Genomic DNA, 21,120 nt, shown 5'->3' with positions numbered 1-21,120 from the left:
TTCGCAAGGACCTTTCATGACCATCAAGTCTCTGCTCCCCGGTCGCCTCGGCTTGGGCACGGCACCGCTGGGCAACATGTTCCGCGACGTCTCCACCGAGGAGGCCGCCGCGACCGTCGACGCCGCCTGGGACCACGGCATCCGTTACTACGACACCGCTCCCTTCTACGGCGCCGGCCTGGCGGAGATACGCCTCGGCGACGCGCTCGCCGGGCGTCCCCGCGACCAGTACGTGCTCAGCACGAAGGTGGGTCGCGTCATCCTCGACGAGGTGGAGGACCCCGCTACCCGTGACCTCGGCGAGAAGGGCGGCCTGTTCGAACACGGCCGTCCCAACAAGATGGTGCACGAGTGGACGGCCGACGCCACCCTGCGGTCGATCGAGGACAGTCTGCGGCGCCTGCGCACCGACCGGCTCGACATCGTCTGGGTCCACGACGTCGCGCAGGACTTCCACGGCGACGATTGGCTCGCCGTCTACGAGACCGCCCGCACCGGCGCCTTCCGCGTCCTGCAGCGGCTGCGCGACGAGGGGGTGATCAAGGCTTGGGGACTCGGCGTCAACCGCGTCGAGCCCGTGGAGCTCACCCTCGACCTGGACGAGCCGAAGCCGGACGCCTTCCTGCTCGCCGGGCGCTACACACTGCTGGACCACGACCGCGCCCTGCAGCGCCTGCTCCCCACAGCGGTCGACCAGGGCGTCGACCTCGTCGTCGGCGGCCCGTACAGCTCCGGCATCCTCGCGGGCGGCACCCACTTCGAGTACCAGGACGCGCCCGCGCACATCGTCGAGAAGGTCACGCGCATCAAGGAACTCGCCGAGCGGCACGGCATCAGCGTCAAGGCGGCTGCCCTGCAGTTCGCCCTCGCCCATCCGGCGACCGCCGCCGTGATCCCGGGTGCGACCCGGCCCAGCCGCATCGCCGAGGACGTCGCGGCCCTCGACGAGACCATTCCCACGGCGTTCTGGACCGAGCTGCGCGACGCCGGACTGGTCTCCCCGCTGGCCCCCCTGCCCACCAACTGATCCACCCTCCCGTCTCCCACCCCGACAGGAGCATTTCCATGGCCTCCACCACCGCGTCCCTCGACCTGCCCGTACCGCCCGAGCAGGTGTGGCAGCTCATCGGCGGCTTCGACTCGCTGCCCGACTGGCTGCCGTACATCTCCGAGAGCGTCCCCGCCGAGGGCGGCCGCGTCCGCCATCTGCGCAACGAGGAGGGCGGTGTGATCGTCGAGCGGCTCGTGGCCTTCGACGACGCGGCGCGCTCGTACAGCTACGCCATCCTCGACGCACCGTTCCCGGTGACCGACTACCTGTCCACCCTGACCGTGAGCGAGGTCCCCGGCCGGTCCGGCGCCTCGCACGTCGAGTGGTCCGGGACGTTCACCCCCACCGACGTCAGCGAGGACGAAGCGGTCGCGCTCTTCCACGGCATCTACTCCGACGGTCTCGCCGCCCTGCAGAACACCCTGGAGGGCTGACCGTCTGACGGGCCGCCATGTGGAACGCGGAAACGCCTGACGGCCCGCCGAGTTGAACGCCTCACAGACCGCCCGCCCGGGAGCACCACGCGCCCGGGCGGCGGCGTACACGAGCGGGGTCCGAGAGCGGGGTCCGCATACCGCGTCCAAGCGAGGGCAACAACCGGCTTCAGGACGCGGGCGTATGGGCGGTGGACCGCCGGACCACCAGCTCGGCCGGGAACTCCCGGCGCCGGGCGGGCAGCGTGCGGTCCTCGATCCGCTCGATCAGCATGCGCACGGCCATCCGCGCCATGTCGGTGATCGACTGCCGCACGGTGGTCAGACCGTACGCCTCCCACGCGGCCATCGCGATGTCGTCGTACCCGACCACCCAGACGTCCTCGGGGACCCGCACGCCCAGGGAAATCGCGCCGTCGACAGCGCCGAGGGCGGTGAGGTCGTTGGCGCAGAAGACGGCGGAGGGGGGATGCGGGCTCTCGAGCAGTTCGCGCATCGCGGCGCGCGCCGTGTCGTGGGAGAAGTCCCCCGGCCGCACCAGTTCCGGCGCCAGCGGGTGCCCCAGTTCGCCGAGCATCTCGCGGAAGCCGCGCTCTCGGTGGAGCGCGGTGCTGGCCGACTGCGGTCCGCGCAGAAACCCGATGCGCTCATGTCCGGCCCGCACCAGGTACCGGGCGGCGAGCCGCCCTCCGGCCACATTGTCGGCGGTGACCTGATCGCAGCCGACGTGGTCCAGCCCCCGGTGGAGCAGCACCACGGGCTCATTGCGCTGCAGCGCCTCTTCGAGCGGCTTGGACATCTCGGTCACCGTCGTGAACAGGAGCCCGTCCACCGCGCCTTCGCGGATGGCCTCCAGGGCACTGGCCTCGCTCGGTCCTGTGGCGTTCCACAGGGTCATCCGCTGCCCCGCGCGGCCGAGTTCATCGCTGACCGCTTCCAGCAACTGCGGATAGAAGGGGTTGGTGATGTCCGCGACGACCACGCCGATCGTGCCGGCGCGCCGGGTGCGCATGGCCCTGGCGGCCGCGTTGGGGTGATAGCCGGCCTGCTTCATGGCGGTCAGCACGCGCTCCCTGGTCTCCGGGGAGACCCTGGCGCTGCCCTGGAGCACCCGGGAGACGGTCGCCTGTGACACTCCGGCCAGCCGGGCCACATCCTGACTGGTGACCACAGCTCCTCCGTAGGGCCGGATCCGCGGGGCCGGACCCGGCCCCGACGGTGCTTTTGGGTGTTTACGTAGTCATCCTAGCGGCGCACCCACCGTCACCCCGCCGGGGTGGTGAGCAAAAGATCTTCGGTGGCCATGTTTACGTATTCATGATGCAGGCGTAACGTCCATGAATACGTAACCACGCGCCGACGAGGCGCCGAGAGATTGGCTCCGTCATGGTCCTGACCCTGAAAGCCGCCGCCGCCACGAAGAGCACGCCCGGCAGCAGCAGCCCGGAGGTCATCGACGCCGTCACCGGGATCATTTCCGACATCCGCTCCCGCGGCGACGTCGCCGTCCGTGAGTACTCCGCCCGGTTCGACCGCTGGGAGCCGGAGTCCTTCCGGCTGACAGCGGAGGAGATCGAGGAGATCGTCGCCCGCGTTCCCGAGCAGGTACTGGAGGACATCCGCTTCGTCCAGCGCCAGGTGCGCGCCTTCGCGGAGCGGCAGCTTGCCTCGCTGAGCGAGTTCGAGATGGAGACCCTGCCGGGCGTTTCGCTGGGGCAGAAGCACATCCCGGTCGCCGCGGCCGGTGCCTATGTGCCCGGCGGCCGCTACCCGCTGCTGGCCTCGGCGCACATGACCATCGTCACCGCCAAGACCGCGGGGGTGCCCAGGGTCGTGGCGTGCACACCGCCCATCCGGGGCGAGGTGCCCGATGCCACGATCGCGGCCATGTACCTGGCCGGGGCCGATGAGATCCATCTGCTGGGCGGGGTGCAGGCCATCGCCGCCATGGCCCTGGGCACCGAGAGCATCGGCAAGGTCGACCTGCTCGCCGGGCCGGGCAACGCCTATGTGGCCGAGGCCAAGCGGCAGTTGTTCGGCGAGGTGGGCATCGACCTGTTCGCCGGGCCGACCGAGACCCTGGTGGTTGCCGACGAGCACGCCGACCCGTTCATCGCGGCCGTGGACCTGCTCAGCCAGGCCGAGCACGGGCCCGACTCCCCGGCCGTGCTGATCACCACGTCGGAGCGGATCGGCCGCGAGGTCATCGCGCACATCGAGGAGATCCTGCCCGACATGCCGACCCGCGATCTGGCCGGGCCCGCCTGGCGGGACCACGGTGAGGTCCATGTCGTCGGCGACCTCGACGAGGCGTACGCACTGGCCGACTCCTACGCCAGCGAGCACGTCCAGATCCTCACGGCCGAGCCCCGCAAGGCCCTGGACGCCATGCGGAACTTCGGCGCCCTGTTCCTCGGCGAGGGGACCTGCGTCTCCTACGGGGACAAGGTGATCGGCACCAACCATGTGCTGCCCACGCGCGGCGCGGCCCGCTACACCGGCGGACTGTGGGTCGGGAAGTACCTCAAGACGGTCACCTACCAGCAGGTCACCGACCCGGCGTCAAGCGCGCTGCTCGGGGAGGTCTGCGGCCGGGCGGCACGCACCGAGCTCTTCGAAGGCCACGCCCGCTCCGGCGATGTCCGGGCGGCCAAGTACGCGGGGCAGCCCCTGAGCTGGGCCCCCGACCACTCCTACGGCGCCTGACCCATCCCATCGGCATCCGCGCAGAAGAAGAAGAGGAGGCAGCCATGCCCTCCGGAGCATCGACGGCGTCAGGGGCCCCGGCCAGGCGGGCACTGACGTCCAGCACCATCGGCAGCGTGATCGAGTGGTACGACTTCACGATCTACGGGACCGCCGCCGCCCTGGTCGTCAACCGACTGTTCTTCCCGCAGGTCAGCTCGACCGCCGGAATCATGGCCGCCTTCGCGACCTTCGCGGCCGGGTTCCTGGCCCGCCCGCTGGGCGGGTTCGTGGCCGGGCACTACGGGGACAAGGTCAGCCGCAAGGCCACCCTCGTGGTGACACTGACCCTGATGGGGTCGGCCACGACCCTGATCGGCCTGTTGCCGACGCACGCCCAGATCGGCCTGTGGGCCCCCGCCCTGCTGGTGTTCCTGCGCCTGGTGCAGGGGTTCGCGGTCGGCGGCGAGTGGGGTGGCGCGGTGCTCATGGCGGTCGAGCACGCGCCGAGCGGCCGGCGCGGTCTGTACGGGGCGTGGCCGCAGACCGGCGTCTCGGCCGGGCTACTGCTGGGCACCGGTGTCTTCAGTGCCGTGTCGCTGCTGCCCGATGAGCAGTTCCTGGCGTGGGGGTGGCGGCTGCCCTTCCTCGCCAGCGCGCTGCTGGCCACCGTCGGCCTCTACATCCGGTCCCGGATCTCCGAGCCCGAGTCGATCGCCCAGGCGGCCGAGAGCGGCGGGCGGTCCCGGCGGCCGCTGGTCGACGTGGTGCGCAGGCACCCCAAGGAGGTGCTGATCGCCGTCGGTGCCCGGTTCGCGGAGGGCGGCAACTACTACATCTTCACCGTCTTCATCCTCACCTACCTCTCCGAACAACTCGATCTGTCACGGCAGGTGGGGCTGACGGGGGTGATGGTCGCCGCCGCGGTGGACATCGCGGTGATCCCGCTGTGGGGCGCGCTCTCCGACCGGGTGGGCCGCCGGCCGGTGTTCATCGGGGGCGCGCTGTTCATGGCGGCTTTCGCGGGACCGTTCTTCCTGCTGGTCGACACCCGGTCGCCGGTGCTGATCTGTCTGGCCCTGGTCGTGATCATGACCTTCGGGCATGGCGCGGTGTTCGGCCCGCTGGCCGCGTTCTACGCGGAGTTGTTCCCCGCCCGGGTCCGCTACAGCGGAGTCTCGATCGGCTACCAGGCGGGCAGTGTGGTGCTCGGCGGCTTCACCCCGATGCTGGCCACGTCGGTGATCCTGTGGAGCGATGGGGCGTCCTGGAGCCTGATGCTCCTGGTCGCCGCGGGTGCCCTCATCGCCGCGGCGACGATGGTGGCCGCTCCCGAGACCTTCCGCCGAAGCCTGGACGCGGAGCCGGGCGAGGCCGCTCAGGACGACGCACCGAGTCCGGAGGCGGTCACGACGTCGAACTGAAATTCCATGCGGACGAGGTGGGCGGGTTTCCGGCGGGCCGGAAACCCGCCCACCTCGTTTCTCCTACGGCATGTCCTCGGCGGCCTGAAACTCTACGGACATCCCACCCTCCCCGCCGAAATCGGTTTCTGAAGGGCACACGAGCGGCCACAGGTGTTGATGCGACTCCCCCTTTCCCTTTATCGGGCAGGAGTTCGACATCCTTCCACCGCTTCGGCGTGGCCGATACGGGCCCGTTGCGCATGTCGGCGTGAGGGCCACTCAGTTCACCGCGGCACGGGCGTTCTCGCATTCCCCCCACCTCTTCCGCCCCTGGTAGAGCTTGCACACCATCCGGATATCAAGATTTCCCCGGAGAGAAATCCGGCAAGCCGAAATTCCGCCAGCCACAAGGTCTCCAGTTTTTGGACTTTACCAACGCATTGCCAAGTCGAAGAATCGATAAATCGTTTCTTCATATCTACGATCGCAAGCTATGACCGACGCTCCGCGCGACAACTCCGCCACCCGTGCCCGCTGGCAGACGTGTCTCAAGCTGGCCCGCGAACTCCTCCTCATCGGGCCGGACAACACCGACCTCAAACTCGAATATCTCCATACCCTGATCGACACCGGCCGCCTCGGCCCCACCCGCCACCCCCGCAAGAAGATCCTCATCATCGGCGCCGGCATCACCGGCCTCGTGGCCGGCCGCCTGCTCAAGGACGCGGGCCACGACGTCACCATCCTCGAGGCCAACACCGGCCGCGTCGGCGGGCGCATCAAGACCTTCCGCACCACCAAGCACCACCAGCCCTTCGACGACCCCGCCCAGTACGCCGAGGCCGGCGCCATGCGGTTGCCCGACTTCCACCCGCTCGTCCTCGCCCTCGTCGACAAACTCGGGCTCGGCCGCCGCCAGTTCTACAACGTGGACATCGACCCCACCACCGGCAGCGGCCCCGATGTCCCCGCCCTCCCGGTGACATACACCTCCTTCACCGGCCGCACCTGGAGCTACGGCGACGACAGCCCCGACTTCCGCGAGCCCGACAAGCGCGGCAACACCTGGATCCGCACCAACCGCGTCCAGGTGCGGCGCGCCGACTACGCCACCACCCCGGAACGGATCAACGAGGGCTTCCACCTCACCGACGACGAGGTCCGCGCCCCCGCCGTGCAGATGGTCGACGACGCCCTGGAGAGCGTGCGGGACTACTACTCCGACGTCGTGGACGGGCAGCGCGTGAACAAGCCGTTCGACCAGTGGGTCGAGGGCTGGGCCCGGGTGATCCACGACTTCGACGGCTATTCGATGGGCGGCTTCCTGCGCGACTACGCCGGGCTCAGCGACGAGGCGATCGAGGCCGTCGGCACGCTGGAGAACATGTCCTCGCGGCTGCACCTTTCCTTCTTCCACAGCTTCCTGAGCCACACCGACATCAGCCCCACCGTGCGCTACTGGGAGATACCCGGCGGCAGTTGGCGGCTGCCCGACGCCCTCCACCGGGGCCTGCGCGACGAGGTGCGGTTCGGCCACCGCATGATCCGCCTCGAGTACGACGACCCCAGCCGCGACTTTGTCCCCGAGGGCACCGGCGCCGTCGGACCGGGCGGGTGGGGCGTGGCCGTACAGACCGTCGCCGAGGACAATCCGGCGGGCCCGACACAGCTGTGGACCGCGGATCTGGCGATCGTCACCATCCCGTTCTCCACCCTGCGTTTCGTGGAGATCGTCCCCTCGATGTCGTACAAGAAGCGCCGCGCCATCATCGAGACCCACTACGACCAGGCCACCAAGGTGCTGCTGGAGTTCAGCCACCGGTGGTGGGAGTTCGCCGAGGACGACTGGCGCAACGAGCTGGAGAGCATCTCACCGGGCCTCTACGACTACTACCAGCAAGGCGACGAGAGTGGCCCCGCTCCCGCGCTCGCCGAGGCGGGCATCGCCGATCTGCTCGGCGCCGCGGTCAAGGACAGCGGTGTCACCGACGAGGTGCGGCAGTTCAACAGCACCATGCCGCTGCGCGGTCCCGCCGTCCGCCCCGCCACCCACTGCTTCGGCGGGGGTTCGGCCACCGACAACCCCAACCGGTTCATGTACTACCCCTCGCACGGGGTCGAGGGCAGCACCGGTGGCGTGGTCCTCGCCTCGTACTCCTGGTCCGACGACGCGGCGCGCTGGGACTCGATGCGGGAGGCGGAGCGCTATGTCTACGCCCTGCGGAACCTCCAGGCCCTGCACGGCCGCCGCATCGAGGTGTTCTTCACCGGCCGGGGCGCCACCAAGAGCTGGGCCCGCGATCCGTACGCCTTCGGCGAGGCCGCCACGTACACCGCGCACCAGATGACCAGCTTCCACCTGGACGCCTCCCGCCCCGAAGGCCCCGTGCACTTCGCCGGAGAGCACACCTCCCTCAAGCACGCCTGGATCGAGGGCGCCCTGGAGAGCGCCGTCCGCGCCGCCATCGCCGTCCACCAGGCCCCGCCCGTCACCACCCCGGGCCCGGGCCAGGGGGGCCGCTCATGACCGAGATCACCCCCGAGTGCACGGTCGCCCGCTATCTGGCCCGCCGGCTGGCCGAGTTGGGCATCACCCATCTGTTCGGTGTGCCCGGCAACCACCTCGGCCCGTTCCTCACCGTCCTGCGGGTCGAGGGTGACATCGAGTGGGTCGGCACCCCCACCGAGGGCGGCGCGGGCCAGGCCGCCGACTCCTACGCCCGTCTCCATGGCATCGGCGCGGCCGCGGTCACCTACAGCGTCGGCGCGTTCAATCTGCTCAATGCCTGTGGCGGCGCCTATGTGGAACACGTCCCGCTCGTCGCCATCAACGCCTGCCCGCCCTACGAGCAGTGGCAGAACTACCGCGCCGTCGGCCTGCTCACCTCCCATATGAGCCCCCGCCGGGAGAGCAACCTGGACGTCTACCGGCAGGTCACCGTGGAGGCGCAGGTCATCTCCAACCCGGGCCTCGCCCCGGGCCAGATCGACGCCGCGCTCACCGCCTGCCTGTCCGAGCGCAGGCCCGTCTATCTGGAGGTCATGGAGGACCTGTGGGACGAGCCCTGTGCGGTGGCCGAGGAGCCGCTGCTGCGCCGCGAGCGGCCGTTCAGCGCGCGCAACCAGACCATGCTGGCGGGCGCCGTCGACGCGATCCTCGCTCTGATCGAGGAGCACCCCGGCCCGGACGGCAGGCCCCGCCCGATCGTATGGGCGGGCGAGGAGGTCGAGCGGTTCCGCCTCGACGGGCAACTCATCGACCTGACGCAGGTCACCGGGGTGCCGTTCTGCACCACCGTCGGCGCCAAGGCCGTCGTCGACGAGCGGGGGCCGCAGTTCCACGGCGTCTACAACGGCAAGGCCAGCCACCCGGATGTGCACTGGATCTTCAAGGACTGGGCCACCTGCCGGATCGGCCTCGGCGCCTGGTCCACATCGAAGAACCTCGACGGGGAGCAGTGTGTCGGCACGGACTGGGTGGTGGCTGCCCAGGGCGGCGTCAGCGTCGGCACCCGGTACTTCCCCGACGTCCAGCTCACCCGGCTGATCCCCGCCCTCCAGGACGCGCTGGTGGCGCGCTACGGCTCGGGGGGCCTGACCGCCGACTACTACGCCGAGGCCCACGCCCACCAGGGCGCGCCCGACGACCGGCCCGCCAGCCTCCAGGACCACCGCGCCACGCTGCGTGCCGGCGGGGCGTCGTCCCGGTCCGGCGAACGGCTCACCTACGACGGCGTGTTCGACCGGATCAACCACTTCCTGGGCCGGGAGACCCGGGAGGACTGGACGGTCGTCTCCGACGCCGCGTTCTCCCTCATCGGCTCGATGAACCTGACCCTGCCCGCGGGCGGGTTCCTGTCGCAGATCAGCTGGCTGTCCATCGGCTGGTCCGTCGGCGCGGCCACCGGCGCCGCGCTCGCCCCGGAGCGCGGCCACGCCCGCCCGATGGTGTTCGTCGGCGACGGCGCCTTCCAGGAGACCTGCCAGGAGATCTCCACCCACACCAGGCTCGGGCTGCGGTCGGTGGTGTTCGTCATGGACAACGGACACTTCTACGGCATCGAGCAGATGCTGGTGCACCCGTCCTACTTCGCGGACCGGGATTCGCGCGACGCGGACGCCACCAATGGCGCAGACTTCTACAACGTCCTCCACCCGTGGCACTACGACCGCCTCGCGGAGGTCTTCTCCGGCAAGAAGACCCCGGCGAACGGGGTCAGCATCGCGCAGACCACCGACCTGGACGAGCTGCTGGCCCGCCTCACCGACCCCACCGACCCGGTCAACGCCGGACCGCTGCTGGTCCGCGTCCGCCTGCAGCGGCACGACTACCCGCGGGCGATGGCATACAAGCTGGAAGAGGAGTAGGAACATGTCGGAATTCATCAACGTAATGATCGCGTTCGACGCGTTCTCCATCGCCAAGCGCTACCCCGACGCATCGAGGAACCCCGACGCGCCGACGCAGGTCGACCACGCCCTGATCTACATGACGACACGTCAGGACCGGATCGTCGGTACATCCGGGGCCGAGCTGAACTTCCGGGCCAACCCCAGGGACATCATCAGGTGGCGCGAGACGACGCTGTCGCTCAACAGCGAATACTGCGCGTTGCTGTACCGGTACCTGAGCAACGACCAGCTCATCAGCAAGCCGCGGATCGTGATCGGCGACGGCACGTACCCGATTCCGAAGGACGGGGCCACCGACCAGCCGGATTTCGAGACCCAGGACTATCAGGACCACTACTGGGAGGCGGACGTCAAGAAGACCGGCCAGGTCACGTACCGCTTCTTCTTCCAGCTCCTGGACAGCGAGCAGAAGTTGGTGGGGTACTTCCAGTGGGACCCGTTCATCACCATCGACAAACGCTCCTGACGGACTTCGCCGCGGTCGGCTAGCGGCGTGTAGGTGCGTGCCGCGTCAGCGCTGGGCGCGGAGGACCCCCGCGGCGTGTGCCGCCGCGGGGGCGCTCAGCTGGGTGTGGAGCCGGTGGAACAGTTCGCCCGCGGCCACGCCGTTCCACTCCTCCGGAAGGAGTTCCAGGGGAAGTCCCGGATCGCGGTAGGGCATGCGGCGCCACTGGGTGAGCATCGGCGCATAGATACGGAACGCCTCCAGCGGTGGCGGCTCGTGCCGTGTCACCGCGTCCAGGACGGGGCGGTACCGGTCCAGGAAGTCCGCGTACAGGGCGGTGAGTTCGTCGAGGTCCCACCAGGAGCGGACCTTTTCCCGCAGATCCCCGAAGGCGAAGTGGTCACCGGTGAAGATGTCGACGTACGCGGCCAGTTCCCGGCGTTCCAGGGTGCGCCGGGTTTCGGCCGCCAGGTGTCCGGGGGCGATCCAGACGCCCGACGCGGCGGTGCCGAAGCCCAGCCGGGTCAGGGCCGTCCGCAGTGCGTGCCGCTTCTCGCGCTCGGACTCGGGCACGGAGAACACGACGAGGACCCAGCCGTCCTCGCCGGACGCTCTGGCCTGCCGGAAGATGCGCACGTCTCCCTCGGCGAGGGTCTGCAGGGTGGAGTCGGCGAGCGAGTAGCCGGCGAGACCCTCGTGGCGCTCGCCGCGCAGCACATCGCGGCGTTTCATCCGGGAGACCGAGGACCGCACGGCCCGGCTCTCCACGCCGAGATCCGCCATGAGGCTGATCACCGAGGCGACCGAGAGCCAGTTGTGCTCGCCCCGGGCATAGAGGCCGAAGACCGTGAGGATGAGCGGGGCGTGGCGGGATTCCCGCTCGCCCGCTGCGGTGGTGGCCGTTGTCGTCTGCGCGGTCATGTACCGGCACCCTAACGCCTGGCGCGGCGGAGTGATCACCTGCTCCCGGACGAGGCCCGGTGCGCCGCCGCACCACGCGACCGACCTCGATGCGGTACGAGAGGGGTCCGCCTCACTCCCCGGTGCGACGGGTCCGCCTCACCTCCCGGTGTGCGGCGCCACGAGTCGCTCCTCCGGGATCACGGCCACACCGAGAATCTCGATCATGGCCTCGGGCTGCCACAGCGCCGTGCAGCCGATGCCCGCCATGGCCGGGTAGACGGGCCCGGCGAGCTCGCGCCAGACCTTGCCGATCTCCTTGCCGTGTGCCTGGTAGTCGGGGATGTCGGTGAGGTAGATGGTCACGCTCACCAGGTCTTCGGGCTGTCCGCCGACCTCGCGCAGCGTCGTGAGCAGGTTGCTGAACGCCTGCCGGAACTGTTCGACGATGCCGCCCGGAACGATCTTCATATCGGCGTCGAGGGCGGTCTGTCCCCCCAGGTGGAGCGTGTTTCCGACGAGTGTTCCGTGTGAGTAGCCGCTGGGTGTCGGCAGGGTGGTCGGGTTCACGGGGACGGGGGTCATGGGGCCTCCGGCTCGGTTGCGTTCCGTCCTGTCCCACGGTCGGGCAGGTCCATCCAGGTGTATTGACTTTAAATGACGACCGTGAGAAACACGAGACATCGGATCCTGGTCCCCGACTGAACGGAGCCGACCCCATGGAGCCCGACCTGAGCAAGTACCGCCTCGAAGGCGACAATTCGATGTACCGGCTGCCCAGCGGTATCGTCGCCCCGGTGGTGACGCGCGGCGGCCTGGAGAGCGGCAACACCGCCGACTCGGGAGGTGCCGTCCGCGTCTCGGGCGTGAGCATCCAGCACACCCCGGCCACCCGCCTGTGGTTCGGCAAGGTCAGCAACGAACCCGGCTACCGCTCGGTGACCCACCACCACGGCGAGGCCGAGACCGGCGGATATGTCCTCTCCGGCCGGGCCCGCATCTACTTCGGCGAGCGGTTCGAGGACTATGTCGACATGGAGGAGGGCGACTGGGTCTTCGTACCGCCCTTCATGCCCCATGTGGAGTGCAACCTCTCCCGCACCAAGCCGCTGACCTGGATGACCACCCGGACGCCGGAGAACATCGTGGTCAACCTGCCCGACGTCGCCGACGCCGAGCTGCGCGACTGGCTGGACCGCTGATGTCCGGGACGCCCCCCACCTCGGCCGTCTTCACCGCCGCCGTCACCCTGAAGCCCGCCCAGCCCGAGCACTTCGACCTCGCCTTCACCGCCACGACCCAGCCGTGCCCGTGGCCCAAGGCGTACGGCGGCGATCTGGTCGCCCAGGCCGCGGCGGCGGCCATGCGGTCGGTGACCGACGGCAAGTCACTGCACTCGATGCACAGTTACTTCCTGCGGCCCGCCGACATCGGGGCCGAGGTGCGCTACGAGGTGGAGGTGGTGCGCGACGGGCGCGGCTACAGCACCCGGCAGGTGCGCGGCTATCAGAACGGCAAGCCGCTGTATGTGTGCCTGGCCGGCTTCGCGGCGGGCGAGGCCGGTGCGGCCTTCCACGCCGCGTTCGCCGACGACGTGCCCGCCCCGGAGACCCTGCCCAGCTCGGCGGAGTACCTCGCGGAGCGCGACGGCGGGTCCATGACCAAGGAGTCCAAGGCGTACTGGTCCGGCGGTCGCAGCTTCGACATGCGGCATGTCCCCGGCCCGGTCTACCTCACCGTCGAGGGAGAACGCCTTCCGCATCAGGCGGTCTGGCTGAGGCCCTTCGACCCGCTCCGCCCGGTCGACGGGCTGACCGACGCCCAACGGGACCTGGCCGCCCTGGCGTACGTCTGCGACTACACCATCCTCGAACCCGTCCTGCGCGTGCTCGACCTGCCCTGGGCCAGGCCCGGGCTGGTCACCGCCAGCCTCGACCACGCGATGTGGTTCCACCGTCCGGGGCCGCTGGGCGACTGGCTGCTCTACGTCCAGGAAGCCGCCGCCGCCGACGCGGGCCGCGGCCTGGGCACGGGCCGCTTCTTCACACGCGATCACCGCCACCTGGCAACCGTCGTCCAGGAGGGCCTGATCCGTCCCACCTGACCCGCTGCGCTTCCCGGCGGGCTGACGGAAGGACTCTTCCGTGACTCTTCCGCTCCCCCTCTCACCCTCCGCGCACATCGACACCTTCACGCGCGACCGGCTGCCGCCCGCGCACCTGTGGCCGACGATCGAGTTCACGACGCCGGAACTGCGCTACCCGGACCGGCTCAACGCGGCGACCGAGCTCATCGACACCCCCACCGCGCTGTTCGGCCCCGGCCGTCCCGCCCTGCGCACCCCGGACGGCGGGCTGTGCACCTACGGCGAACTGCGCACCCGCGCCAATCAGGTTGCCCAGGTGCTCACCGAGGACCTGGGCCTGGTGCCGGGGCAGCGCGTCCTGCTGCGCTCGCCCAACAACCCCTGGTCCGTGGCGGCATGGCTCGGGGTCCTCAAGGCCGGTGGTGTCGTGGTGACCACGATGGCCGCCCTGCGCGCCCGGGAGCTCACCCCCGTCGCCGAACGCACCCGGCCCTCGATCGCCCTGGTGGACCACCGGTTCACCGACGAGGTCCGCACGGTCCGGGACACCGTGCTGACCGGGCTGACGGTGGTCGGGTACGGCGGTAGCGGCCCGGAGGATCTGGTGGCCAGGGCCATGGGCAAGTCCGGCGAGTTCACCAACGTGGACACCGCCGCCGACGACGTGGCGCTCCTCGGCCCCACCTCGGGATCCACCGGCGTCCCCAAGATCACCATGCACTTCCACCGCGACATCCTGTCCATTGACAACACCTTCGGCCGCCATACCCTGGGCCTGGTGCCGGACGATCTGGTCGCCTGCACCGCTCCCCTGGCCTTCACCTTCGGCCTCGGCATGCTGGTCGTCTTCCCGCTGCGAGCCGGTGCCTGCGCCCTGCTGACGGAGTCCGCCACGCCTCTGCAGCTCGCGGAGATCGTGCGGCGGCACGGCGTCACCGTCCTGGCGACCGCGCCCACCGCCTACCGTGCGATCCTGCGCGAGGGGAGGGAACAGGAGCTGGCCGGGGTGCGGATCGGTGTCTCGGCGGGCGAGCACATACCCCGCACCACCTGGGAGGACCTGCGGACACGCATCGGCCTGAAGGTGGTCGACGGCATCGGCGCCACCGAGCTGCTGCACATCTTCATCTCCGCCTCCGGGGACGCCATCCGGCCCGGCGCCACGGGAAAGGCGGTCCCGGGCTTCCGCGCCACGATCCTCGGCCCCGACGGCACGGAACTCGGCCCCGGAGAGCCGGGCAGACTCGGTGTCATCGGCCCGGTCGGCTGCCGTTACCTCGGCGGCGAAAGACAGCGGGACTACGTCCTGGAGGGCTGGAACATCACCGGTGACATCTTCCACCGGGACGAGGACGGCTACTTCCACTACCACGCCCGCAGCGACAGCATGATCGTCTCCTCCGGGTACAACATCGGCGGCCCCGAGGTCGAGTCCGCCATCGACACCCACCCCGACGTCGTGGAATCCGCCGTCGTGGCTCGCCCCGACCCGGAGCGCGGCTCGGTCGTGTGCGCCTTCGTGGTGCTGCGGGACGGCGTGCCCGGCGACGCGGCCAAGGTGAAGGAGATCCAGGACCACGTCAAGCAGCTCCTGGCGCCCTACAAGTACCCGCGCGATGTGCGGTTCCAGGACGCCCTGCCGCGCAACACGAGCGGCAAACTGCAGCGTTTCAAGCTGCTGCGCCAGGTGCGCCGGGCCCATGACGACGAGCGGGCCACCGAGGCCGTCGCCGAGAGTTAAGAGGAACCCCCGTGAATATCGCGATCATCGGCGGCGGTCCCGGCGGGCTGTACTTCGCGGCCCTGATGAAGCAGCTCGACCCCGCCCACGAGATCACCGTCTGGGAGCGCAACGCCCCCGACGACACGTTCGGCTTCGGCGTCGTCTTCTCCGACGAGACGCTCGGCGGCATCGAGAACGCCGACACCACCATCGCCGAGGCCATGGCCCGGCGCTTCGCCCGCTGGACCGACATCGACATCCACTACCGGGGCGAGAGCCACACCGTCGGCGGCCAGGGCTTCGCCGCCATGAGCCGCAAGGAACTGCTCCGCCTGCTCCAGGAGCGCTGCCGCGGCCTCGGCGTCACCCTGCGCTTCTCGACCGTCGCGCCGGACACCGAGTGGCTGCGCGCGTCGTACGACCTGGTGGTGGGGGCCGATGGAGTCAACTCCTCGGTACGGGCGGCCCACGCGGATGTCTTCCGCCCCTCGCTGGACCGCCGGCACAGCAAGTACATGTGGCTCGGCACGGACCGGGTCTTCGAGGCATTCCAGTTCTTCGTCGAGCAGACGGAATGGGGGGTCATGCAGGTGCACGGCTACCCCTATTCCGACACCGGCTCCACCTTCATCGTCGAGATGCACGAGGACGTCTGGCGGCGGGCCGGCTTCGACGCCACCGACCTGGCCGACGGCACACCGGGCGCCTCCGACGAGCGGGCCGTCGAGCGCGTCCGCGAGCTCTTCGCCGACGCGCTCGACGGCCACCGGCTGTTCGCCAACAACTCCAAGTGGCTGAACTTCACGACCGTACGCAACGAGCGCTGGCACCACGGCAACCTCGTGCTCATCGGGGACGCCGCCCACACCGCTCACTTCTCCATCGGCTCGGGCACCAAGCTGGCGATGGAGGACGCACTCGCCCTCGCGGCCTGTCTGCACGAACACCCGGACGCCGAGCGGGCGTTGACCGCCTACGAGACCGAGCGGCGCCCGGTCGTGGAGTCCACCCAGCGGGCGGCGCAGGGCTCGCTGGAGTGGTTCGAGAACATCGGGATGTACGCCCACCAGGAGCCGACCCAGTTCTGCTTCAACCTGCTGACCCGCTCCCGCCGCATCACCTACGACAACCTGCGCACCCGCGACCCCGACTTCGCCGACCAGGTCGACACCGCCTTCGCCACCGCGCAGGGCCTCGACACGGTGGCACCGGCGATGTTCCAGCCCTACCGGCTGGGGCGGCTGCAGCTCAAGAACCGGGTGGTCGTCTCGGCGATGGACATGTACTCCGCGGTCGACGGCGTGCCCGGCGACTTCCACCTCGTCCACCTCGGCTCCAAGGCCATGGGCGGCGCCGGACTGGTGATGACCGAGATGGTGTGCGTCTCGCCCGAGGGCCGCATCACGCCCGGCTGCACGGGCCTGTGGAACGGCGAGCAGCGCGATTCCTGGCGGCGGATCGTGTCCTATGTCCACGAGCGGAGCACCGCCCGCATCGGCCTCCAGCTCGGCCACTCGGGCCGCAAGGGGTCGACCCGGCTGATGTGGGAGGGCATGGACGAGCCGCTGCCGGAGGGCAACTGGGAGACCGTCGGCCCGTCCGCGCTGCCGTACGGCCCCGGCTCGGCGGTTCCGCGCGAGGTCACCCGCGCCGATATGGACCGGATCGCCGCGGACTTCGTCGCCGCCGCCCGCCGGGGCGCCGAGGCAGGCTTCGATCTGCTCGAACTGCACTGCGCCCACGGCTACTTGCTGTCCTCCTTCCTCTCGCCGGTCGCCAACCACCGCACCGACGCGTACGGCGGCCCGCTGGAGAACCGGCTGCGCTTCCCCCTGGAGGTCTTCGACGCCGTACGGGAGGCATGGCCCGAGGATCGGCCGATGATCGTGCGCATCTCCGCCACCGACTGGGTGCCGGACGGCAACACCGAGCACGACGCCGTCGAGATCGCCCGGGCGTTCATCGCCCACGGGGCGGACGCCATCGACGTCTCCTCCGGGCAGGTCACCAAGGACGAGCGCCCCGCCTTCGGACGCTCCTACCAGACCCCGTTCGCCGACCGCATCCGCCACGAGGTCGCCGCCGCCACCGGGACCGCCGTCATCGCGGTGGGCGCGATCGCCTCGTACGACGACGTCAACTCCCTGCTGCTGGCGGGCCGCGCCGATCTGTGCGCCGTGGGACGCACCCATCTGTACGACCCGCACTGGACGCTGCACGCGGCGGCCGAGCAGGAGTACCGGGGGCCGGGCGCCGAGTGGCCGGTGCCGTTCGGCGCGGGCCGCCGCAAGCCCCCGGCCGCGCGCACCGACGCCGTACGGCCCCGGCTGTCCCTGCTCCGGTCCGACCCCGCCGACCAGGCCGTCCACCTGCGCTGGACCCCGGTCCCGGAACCGGCGCCCCTCTCCTGACGCGTGGCGTGGCCGGACGCGGCGACGGAATCCGGACTCAGCCCGTCGCCGCCGCCCGGTAGGGGCGGAAGAAGGCGCGCAGCTCCTCCGCGTAGAGCTCGGGCTCCTCGAAGGGCGCGAAGTGTCCGCCGCGCTCGGGCTCGGTCACGCGCACGAGGTTCGTCATGCGCTCCAGCCACTCCCGCGGCGGGCGGACGATGTCGCCGCGGAAGAGCGAGAAGCCGGACGGCACCTCGACCCGGCGGGCGTGCTGTTCGGGCGGGATCGCGGCGTTGGCGTGGTACATGCGCATCGACGAGCCGATCGTGCCCGTGAGCCAGTACAGCGTGACGTTCGTGAGGATCTCGTCCTTGGTGAAGCACCGCTCGATGTCACCGTCGCAGTCGCTCCACGAACGGAGCTTCTCGACGATCCACGCGGCGAGCCCGACCGGTGAGTCGGTGAGCCCGAAGGCGGCGGTCTGCGGCTTGCTGCGGTGCATGGCGGCATACGCGCCCTCGGCCGCGCCCCAGGCCGCGACCTCCTCGAACCAGGCGCGCTCCTCGGGCGCGAGGTCCGCCGGGTCACCGGTGAAGACGGGCAGGCCGCCGTCCATGCGGTGCACGGCCACCACCCGGTCGGGGTGGTCGAGCCCGAGGTAGCGGCTCACATGGCTGCCGATGTCCCCGCCCGCCGCGCCGAACCGCTCATAGCCGAGGACGTCCATGAGCTCGGCCCACAGCCCGGCGACGGCGATGGAGTTCAGCGGCGCCCCGGTGGGCCGGTCGGAGTAGCCGTAGCCCGGAATGTCGGGGACGACCACGTCGAACGCGTCGGCGGGGTCGGCGCCGTGCGCGCCGGGGTCGGTGAGCAGCGGAATGACCTTCGTGTAGCGCCAGAACGAGTCCGGCCAGCCGTGGCTGAGGACCAGCGGCAGGGCAGGTCCGGCCGGGGCTGCGGCCCGGACGTGTGCGAAGTGGATCCCGAGGCCGCCGAGCCGGACGCGGAAGCGCGGCAGCCGGCCGAGCGCCGCCTCCTGGGCCGGCCAGTCGAACTCCTCCGCCCAGTAGGCGACCAGCTCGCGGAGGTAGTCAAGGTCGGTCCCCAGCGACCACCCGGCGTCCTCGGGCGCGTCCGGCCAGCGGGTCGCGCGCAGCCGCGCGCGGAGGTCCTCGAGCTCCGCGGGTGCGGTCTGCGGGGTGAACGGCTCGGGGCGGGGCGTGGCATCCGGCATGGCACGCACCCTACAAGCCGCGCCATGCCCCTCCGCCGAGACGCTGGGCACTTAGTGGTCGGCTCCGGAAGTCCTTCGGGGGTTGACCCCGGGACGGCGCGTCTGTCGGGTGTCGCCGAACTCCTGGCTGGCACAGCCGTTGACGAGGGCTGCTACCGCCAATCCGGATGGCCACGGCCATCACCGACCACCTGGCCGGCCGCGGGCTCGACGTCATCACTCCCGCGCCAGTGGACCGCACGTTCGTCCACCAGGTCATCTTCAACGGACACACCCGGAGGTGTGCGTCAAGCCAAACGGTTTGGGCGTTGTTCTCAGTCCGAGCGAGGGAACATGTGCTCGACGGCGGCCACCAGTGCGGCGCGGCGGGCGGCGATGGAGGGGTCCACGGCCTGGTCTGCGGCAGCGGCGGCGATTTCGGGCTGACCTGCCCAGGTCATGGCGATCTGGTTGATCAGGGCGAGGACGTCGACCGGGTCCCAGGCCGGGTCGAGCAGCCCGATGCGCTGTGCGTCGCGGAGCTGGTCGAGCTTGCCGGCGATCGTGGCCTGGAGGGGGCTGGTGGTGTTGTCTGCGGGCTCGGCCAGCTCCAGGCGGCCCCACATGATCAGGCGGTAGTGGTCCGGACGTGCCGTGAAGTGGTCGAAGAGGATGCCGGCATAACCGGGCAGGTCGGCCGGGTCCAGCTGAGTGGCCTCGACGAGTGCGGTCGTCTCGCGTTCGGCGACGTGCGCGTAAAGGGCTTCCTTGCTGCGGAAGTAGGCGTAGACACGTTCCTTGCTCGTCCTGGCCTGCTTGGCGATGCGGTTCACGCGGGCGCCGGCGATCCCGTGCCGGGCGAACTCCTCCTTGGCTGCGGCGACGATCCGCTGGCGCGTGGAGTCGGCGGACTCGCCCGCGATGGCGGCGTCCGAGGTCTGGCCAGGGTTGGTGGAGCGAGGCATGAGCCCAGGATAGGCGACCGAACCGTTCGGTTTTGCGTTGCGCTCCAGACAGGCGTAGGTTCAAACCGAACCGTTTGGTTTGGCCAGCTATGGGCTGCCGACATGACACGAGGAGCGATCTCATGCAGCACCGCACCCTGGGACAGCAGGGACTGCGCGTCTCCGCGCTCGGACTGGGCGTGATGGGGATGTCCCTGGCCTACGGCCCCTCGAACGACGAGGACGGCATCTCCACCATCCGCCGCGCCCACGAACTCGGAGTCGACTTCTTCGACACCGCCGAGCTGTACGGCCAAGGCACCGGCAGCAACGAGACGCTGCTCGGCAGCGCAGTCAAGGACTTCCGCGACGAGGTCATCCTGGCCACCAAGTTCGGCTTCGACATGACCAGCAAGACGCCGGGGAGCGGCGTCAACAGCCGCCCGGAGAACATCCACAAGGTCGCCGAGAACAGCCTGCGCTACCTCCAGACCGACCGCATCGACCTCTTCTACCAGCACATCTCCGACCCCGACGTACCGGCCGAGGAGGTCGCCGGCACTGTCGGTGACCTGATCGCCGAGGGCAAGGTGCAGTACTTCGGCCTGAGTAACGTCGGCCCGCGGTACATCCGCCGCGCCCACGCCGTCACCCCGGTCACAGCCCTTCAGTACGAGTACTCGGTCTTCGAACGCGAAGTAGAGGACGAGATCCTGCCGGTCCTGCGAGAGTTGGGGATCGGCCTGGTACCGTACTCGCCGCTCGGCCGCGGCTTCCTCTCCGGCGTGGTCAAGCCCGCTGACGAGTACCCCGAGGGCGACATGCGCCGCTGGGACGAACGCTGGCAGGGCGAGAACTACGCCTACAACCTGAACGCCGCCGAGCAGCTCCGAAAGCTCGCCGCCACCAAGGGCATCACCCCCGCCCAGCTTGCCCTGGCCTGGCTGCTCGCCCAGGGCGAGGACGTAATCCCGATCCCGGGCACCCGCAGCGCCACACGTCTGGAGGAGAACGTCGGCGCCACCGACGTAGAACTCACCGAGGCCGACCTGGCCCGTATCCGGGAGGTCCTCCCCCAGGGCTCCGCAGGCAGCCGCTACCCGGCCTCGATCATGGCTGGCTACCGCACCGACTGACAGCCCGTACACCAAGTTCGGCGGTCCCGGGCATGCGGCGGCGAGCAGCGGCGGCATGTCCTCTCAGGCGGGGCTGTGACCGGGGTCTGTGCCCACGTGCGCACCAGCCACGGCGCGCCCTGCTCCTCCTGATCAACCTCGAGGTCAACCGCTGACGGACGATCCGGCGGGGTGCCGGGGGTGCGACGGGCAGGGCTTCCCAGAATGCGGGCGGCCAAAAACCACTTCTACAGATTGGCCTGCCTGTCTTGTCTGTTGCCCCGGCCCGTGCGATAGCCCCGACCCCCGCCGAGC

General features: G+C 70.2%; 17 protein-coding genes. 12 read left to right on the top strand and 5 right to left on the bottom strand.

Going from position 1 to position 21,120, the window contains the following annotated elements; translation table 11 throughout:
* The first annotated feature begins 16 nt into the window (after nt 1–16).
* A complete protein-coding gene (locus ACFYOY_RS20650; RefSeq protein WP_388588616.1) occupies nt 17–1,027 on the top strand; it encodes an aldo/keto reductase in 1,011 nt (336 codons plus the stop codon).
* Between the two features lie 38 nt (nt 1,028–1,065).
* On the top strand, nt 1,066–1,485 hold the full coding sequence (locus tag ACFYOY_RS20645; protein WP_351887930.1) for an SRPBCC family protein: 420 nt from the start codon (nt 1,066–1,068) through the stop codon (nt 1,483–1,485).
* A 169-nt stretch (nt 1,486–1,654) separates the two neighbouring features.
* On the opposite strand, the gene ACFYOY_RS20640 is transcribed toward ACFYOY_RS20645, so the two are convergent.
* Nucleotides 1,655–2,656, bottom strand: a complete 1,002-nt coding sequence (locus ACFYOY_RS20640) for a LacI family DNA-binding transcriptional regulator (protein WP_351887927.1) — start codon at nt 2,654–2,656, stop codon at nt 1,655–1,657.
* A 215-nt stretch (nt 2,657–2,871) separates the two neighbouring features.
* Here ACFYOY_RS20640 and hisD point away from each other — a divergent pair, with 215 nt between their 5' ends.
* The 5 genes from hisD (at nt 2,872) to ACFYOY_RS20615 (ending at nt 10,455) form a co-directional block, all read left to right on the top strand.
* Nucleotides 2,872–4,191 carry a histidinol dehydrogenase gene (hisD, locus tag ACFYOY_RS20635; protein WP_388588612.1) on the top strand — a complete coding sequence of 440 codons (1,320 nt, stop codon included), beginning with the start codon at nt 2,872–2,874 and terminating at the stop codon, nt 4,189–4,191.
* Nucleotides 4,192–4,235: 44 nt separating this feature from the next.
* Entirely contained in the window at nt 4,236–5,594 is a 1,359-nt protein-coding gene (locus ACFYOY_RS20630; RefSeq protein ID WP_351887922.1) for an MFS transporter, read from the top strand.
* A 475-nt stretch (nt 5,595–6,069) separates the two neighbouring features.
* Nucleotides 6,070–8,103 carry an FAD-dependent oxidoreductase gene (locus tag ACFYOY_RS20625; RefSeq protein ID WP_351887919.1) on the top strand — a complete coding sequence of 678 codons (2,034 nt, stop codon included), beginning with the start codon at nt 6,070–6,072 and terminating at the stop codon, nt 8,101–8,103.
* Nucleotides 8,100–9,944, top strand: a complete 1,845-nt coding sequence (locus ACFYOY_RS20620; RefSeq protein WP_388588608.1) for a thiamine pyrophosphate-binding protein — start codon at nt 8,100–8,102, stop codon at nt 9,942–9,944. Before ACFYOY_RS20625 ends, ACFYOY_RS20620 begins: the two co-directional genes overlap by 4 nt.
* Before the next feature lie 4 nt (nt 9,945–9,948).
* Nucleotides 9,949–10,455, top strand: coding sequence for an inclusion body family protein (locus ACFYOY_RS20615; protein ID WP_351887913.1), 507 nt, complete (start codon nt 9,949–9,951; stop codon nt 10,453–10,455).
* A 45-nt stretch (nt 10,456–10,500) separates the two neighbouring features.
* Here the strand turns inward: ACFYOY_RS20615 and ACFYOY_RS20610 are convergent, their stop codons facing one another.
* Both ACFYOY_RS20610 and ACFYOY_RS20605 read right to left on the bottom strand, forming a co-directional pair.
* A complete protein-coding gene (locus ACFYOY_RS20610) occupies nt 10,501–11,355 on the bottom strand; it encodes a PaaX family transcriptional regulator C-terminal domain-containing protein (protein ID WP_351887910.1) in 855 nt (284 codons plus the stop codon).
* 138 nt (nt 11,356–11,493) lie between these two features.
* The gene (locus ACFYOY_RS20605) at nt 11,494–11,919 is read right to left on the bottom strand and encodes a RidA family protein (RefSeq protein WP_351887907.1); all 426 of its coding nucleotides are present in this window, start codon (nt 11,917–11,919) and stop codon (nt 11,494–11,496) included.
* Nucleotides 11,920–12,053: 134 nt separating this feature from the next.
* Here ACFYOY_RS20605 and ACFYOY_RS20600 point away from each other — a divergent pair, with 134 nt between their 5' ends.
* Genes ACFYOY_RS20600 through ACFYOY_RS20585 form a run of 4 tightly spaced genes read left to right on the top strand, consistent with a single transcriptional unit; the run spans nt 12,054 to nt 17,554 of the window.
* Nucleotides 12,054–12,536, top strand: a complete 483-nt coding sequence (locus ACFYOY_RS20600) for a cupin domain-containing protein (RefSeq protein WP_059149298.1) — start codon at nt 12,054–12,056, stop codon at nt 12,534–12,536.
* Nucleotides 12,536–13,438: an acyl-CoA thioesterase domain-containing protein gene (locus ACFYOY_RS20595; protein ID WP_351887903.1), complete on the top strand. Its 903-nt coding sequence runs from the start codon at nt 12,536–12,538 to the stop codon at nt 13,436–13,438. The genes ACFYOY_RS20600 and ACFYOY_RS20595 overlap by 1 nt, the downstream gene beginning before the upstream one ends.
* 40 nt (nt 13,439–13,478) lie before the next feature.
* Nucleotides 13,479–15,161 (top strand): AMP-binding protein, encoded by a 1,683-nt coding sequence (locus tag ACFYOY_RS20590; RefSeq protein ID WP_388588602.1) that lies wholly within the window; start codon nt 13,479–13,481, stop codon nt 15,159–15,161.
* Nucleotides 15,162–15,172: 11 nt separating this feature from the next.
* Nucleotides 15,173–17,554 (top strand): bifunctional salicylyl-CoA 5-hydroxylase/oxidoreductase, encoded by a 2,382-nt coding sequence (locus ACFYOY_RS20585; protein ID WP_388588599.1) that lies wholly within the window; start codon nt 15,173–15,175, stop codon nt 17,552–17,554.
* Between the two features lie 37 nt (nt 17,555–17,591).
* On the opposite strand, the gene ACFYOY_RS20580 is transcribed toward ACFYOY_RS20585, so the two are convergent.
* Nucleotides 17,592–18,767: an epoxide hydrolase family protein gene (locus ACFYOY_RS20580; protein ID WP_388588596.1), complete on the bottom strand. Its 1,176-nt coding sequence runs from the start codon at nt 18,765–18,767 to the stop codon at nt 17,592–17,594.
* Between the two features lie 314 nt (nt 18,768–19,081).
* Nucleotides 19,082–19,711, bottom strand: a complete 630-nt coding sequence (locus ACFYOY_RS20575) for a TetR family transcriptional regulator (protein WP_208523177.1) — start codon at nt 19,709–19,711, stop codon at nt 19,082–19,084.
* Between the two features lie 122 nt (nt 19,712–19,833).
* Here ACFYOY_RS20575 and ACFYOY_RS20570 point away from each other — a divergent pair, with 122 nt between their 5' ends.
* Nucleotides 19,834–20,826 (top strand): aldo/keto reductase, encoded by a 993-nt coding sequence (locus ACFYOY_RS20570; protein WP_351887890.1) that lies wholly within the window; start codon nt 19,834–19,836, stop codon nt 20,824–20,826.
* Nucleotides 20,827–21,120: the final 294 nt, after the last annotated feature.

The organism is Streptomyces sp. NPDC007875, assembly GCF_042868035.1.
Classification (GTDB): Bacteria; Actinomycetota; Actinomycetes; order Streptomycetales; family Streptomycetaceae; genus Streptomyces; species Streptomyces antimycoticus.
This window is presented reverse-complemented; position numbering and strand designations above follow the sequence as displayed.